Below are 2,899 nucleotides of genomic sequence, written 5' to 3'. Positions count from 1 at the left end.
CGGACGTGGCTGTGCGCGGTCCACTCGTCGAGGAACAGCCGCAGCAGGGCGTCGACGATCGGCCGGGTGTGCGTGTCGAGCCCGTACCGGCGTACGCCCTCGACGGCGAGGAACGCCATCGGCGCCCAGACCCGGCCACGCCAGTAGCGGGTGCTGAAGCCCGGGTCGTCGCGGGCCGTGCTGGGCAGTGGCGGGTCGCCGCCGAGCGCCTCGGGAGCCAGCAGCGCGTCGGCCACCGCCCGGGCCCGGTCGGGGGAGGGCACGCCGGCCAGCAGCGGGTAGAGCAGCGTCGGCGAGCTGTGCCCGGAGAAGGCCCCGTCGGCCCAGCGGTTGCGGTAACGGTCGACGTCCCACAGCGTGGCGTCGACCCGCGCGGCGGCGGCCGCCGCGGACTCCACGTAGGACTGTGCGGCGGCCGCGTCGCCGAGCGCCGCGGCGATGGTCGACAGGGCCTCCGCGTCGACGACGTGCAGCGCGTTCAGGCCGACGTCGGCCAGGTTCATCGTGTGGGTCGCGGGGTCGAGCGCGACGTCGTCGTACATCGGTGAGTCGTCGAGACCCGACTCGCGCCGGGCCCGGTCGACGGTCGCCGAGTCGACGTCACCCGGCACCGGGTCGGAGCCCCAGGCCAGCAGGTCGTGCGGGCCGACCCGGGCGGCCGACCACCAGGCGTGCCAGGCCCGCAGCGTCGGGTAGGCCCGGCGCAGCAGCGCGGTGTGCCGGGTCCGCGGCGACAGGCCGCTGCCGAGATACGCCTTGAGCACCGTGTACGCGCCGACGGGAGGCTGTGACCGGTCGTCGGTGCGGCCCTTGTCGTCGCTGACCCGGTTGGGCAGCATGCCGCGGGCGTCGGCCTGGTCGAGGATCTGGGCGAAGATGCCCTCGGCGTACGCCGGGTCGACCCACGCGGCGACCAGCCCGGTGAAGAACGTGTCCCAGGTGTGCAGGGCCCACCGGCCGTAGAAGCCCTCGCGCTCCGCGCAGACGAAGTCGCGCGAGGTCGGCGTGAGCACCCGCCCCAAATCGGGCGCGTAGACGGTGTTCCAGGTCAGTGCCCGGGTCATCGCGTCGCCGCTGTCGCCGAGCCAGCCGCCGGTCCGCAGACCTGGGCGGACGGCCGCCGGGTCGAGACGCGCGCGGACGTCGACCGGCGGCGCGCCCACCGGGCGCAGGTGCACCGTCGTGTCGGGGGCGAGCACCCACGCGCCGCCGTCGCGCGACACCGGCGCCGGCTCGCACTCGAGCATCCACCGGTCGGTGCCGTGCGCGACCACCCCGTCCGGGGACACGTCCACCCGGCGCCCCGCGAAGCCGGTCGCCTCGTCGATCAGCAGCACCGGCGCGGCGCGGCCCGTCGCGGCGGCCCGCACGACGAGGTCGTCGGCACCACCGCCGGCCGTCAGGCTCAGGTTGGTGTCGAACGCGGTCACCTCCACCGAGGCGAACCGGCCGTCCACCGTGTGGTGGCCCAGCCGGACGAGCCCGTGCCGCCAGGTGAACCCGTCGAACCGGGTGCCGTCCGCGTCCCGCAGCGCGAAGCGGATCCGCAGCCCGCCGGGCAGGTGCGTCCATCCGGTGTGGAACCGCACGTCCCACGTGTTCCAGCCGCGCGGCGCCGGCGTGGTCATCGGTCCACCTCCGCCGGGTCGGCGACCTCGATGTCGAGCGCCGCGTCGAGCAGTTCACGGGTGTACGCGTGCCGTGGGGTGGCGAAGACGTCCTCGACGCCCGCGGTCTCGACCAGCTCCCCGCGCCGCATCACCGCGACCCGGTCGGCGATCTGCCGCACGACGCCGAGGTCGTGCGTGATGAACAGGATCGACAGCTCGTGCCGGTCCCGCAGGTCCGCCAGCAGGCGCAGCACCTGTGCCTGCACGGAGACGTCCAATGCGGACACCGCCTCGTCGCAGACCAGCAACCGGGGCCGCAGGGCCAGCGCGCGGGCCAGGCTGACCCGCTGGCACTGGCCGCCGGACAGCTCCGCCGGTCGCCGGTCGAGGACGGTGTCGTCGAGCCCGACCTGGTCGAGCAGCGCGAGCACGGCCGAGGTGCGGTCGCCGGCCGGCGCGACCGACGGGTGCACACCCCAGCCCTCCGCGATGATGCGGCGCACCGGCATCCGGGGGTTCAGCGACGTCCGCGGGTCCTGGAAGACCATCTGGATCGACCGGCGCAGCGCGGGCGGCCGGTGCATCGCGAGCGGCGTGCCGTCGAACGTGATCGTGCCGCCGGTCGGCCGCGCCAGGCCGACCACGCACCGGGCGACGGTGGTCTTGCCGGACCCGGACTCGCCGACCAGCGCCACGGTCTCCCGCCGGCCGACGGCGAGGTCGACGCCGGCCACGGCCTCGACCCGCCCGCCGCGCGGGCGCCACGGCCGGCGCGCCCGGCCGAACGTGACCCGCAGGTCGCTGACCTGGAGCAGGGTCGTCACGGTGCCAGCTCCTCGGCGTAGTGGCACGCGGTCCAGCGGTCGGGTGCGACCTCCCGCAGGGCCGGCACGTCGGTCGCGCAGCGGGGCCGGGCGAGCGCGCAGCGCGGGTGGAACGGGCAGCCGGACGGCCGGGCCAGGGGGCTCGCGGGTGCCCCGGGCAGCGGCGCCACCAGCGCCGAGCGCGTCCGCACGGCGGGCACGCTGGCCGCGAGGGCCTTCGTGTACGGGTGGCGCGGCGACCGCAGCACCTGCCGGGTCGGGCCGCGCTCGCAGACCCGGCCGGCGTAGAGCACGACGAGGTCGTGCGCGACGTGGGACATGACCCGCAGGTCGTGGCTGACCATCAGCATCGACATCTGCCGCTCGTCCTGGAGCGTGCGCAGCAGCCGCAGGATGCGGGCCTGCACGGTGACGTTGACCGTGAAGGCGACCTGGTTGCCCCAGTCGAAGAGACCACCCTCCGGC

The 2,899-nt window shown here is 75.8% G+C and carries 3 protein-coding genes; all 3 read right to left on the bottom strand.

Translation table 11 applies throughout. The features are described 5' to 3' along the window. Positions 1–1,628, bottom strand: a 1,628-nt coding sequence (locus AB0H87_RS40130) for a trehalase family glycosidase (protein ID WP_360158553.1), incomplete at its 3' end; no start/stop codon positions are given. Continuing rightward, the gene (locus tag AB0H87_RS40125) at positions 1,625–2,434 is read right to left on the bottom strand and encodes an ATP-binding cassette domain-containing protein (RefSeq protein ID WP_360158550.1); all 810 of its coding nucleotides are present in this window, start codon (positions 2,432–2,434) and stop codon (positions 1,625–1,627) included. The genes AB0H87_RS40130 and AB0H87_RS40125, both read right to left, overlap by 4 nt. Next, positions 2,431–2,899: oligopeptide/dipeptide ABC transporter ATP-binding protein (locus tag AB0H87_RS40120; protein ID WP_360158547.1), on the bottom strand; the 469-nt coding region annotated here is incomplete at its 5' end. The genes AB0H87_RS40125 and AB0H87_RS40120, both read right to left, overlap by 4 nt.

Origin of the sequence: Asanoa sp. NPDC050611, assembly GCF_040654855.1 — a bacterium.
Taxonomy (GTDB): Bacteria; Actinomycetota; Actinomycetes; order Mycobacteriales; family Micromonosporaceae; genus Asanoa.
The sequence above is the reverse complement of the archived record's forward strand: the minus strand, read 5'-3'. Positions and strand labels throughout refer to the sequence as shown.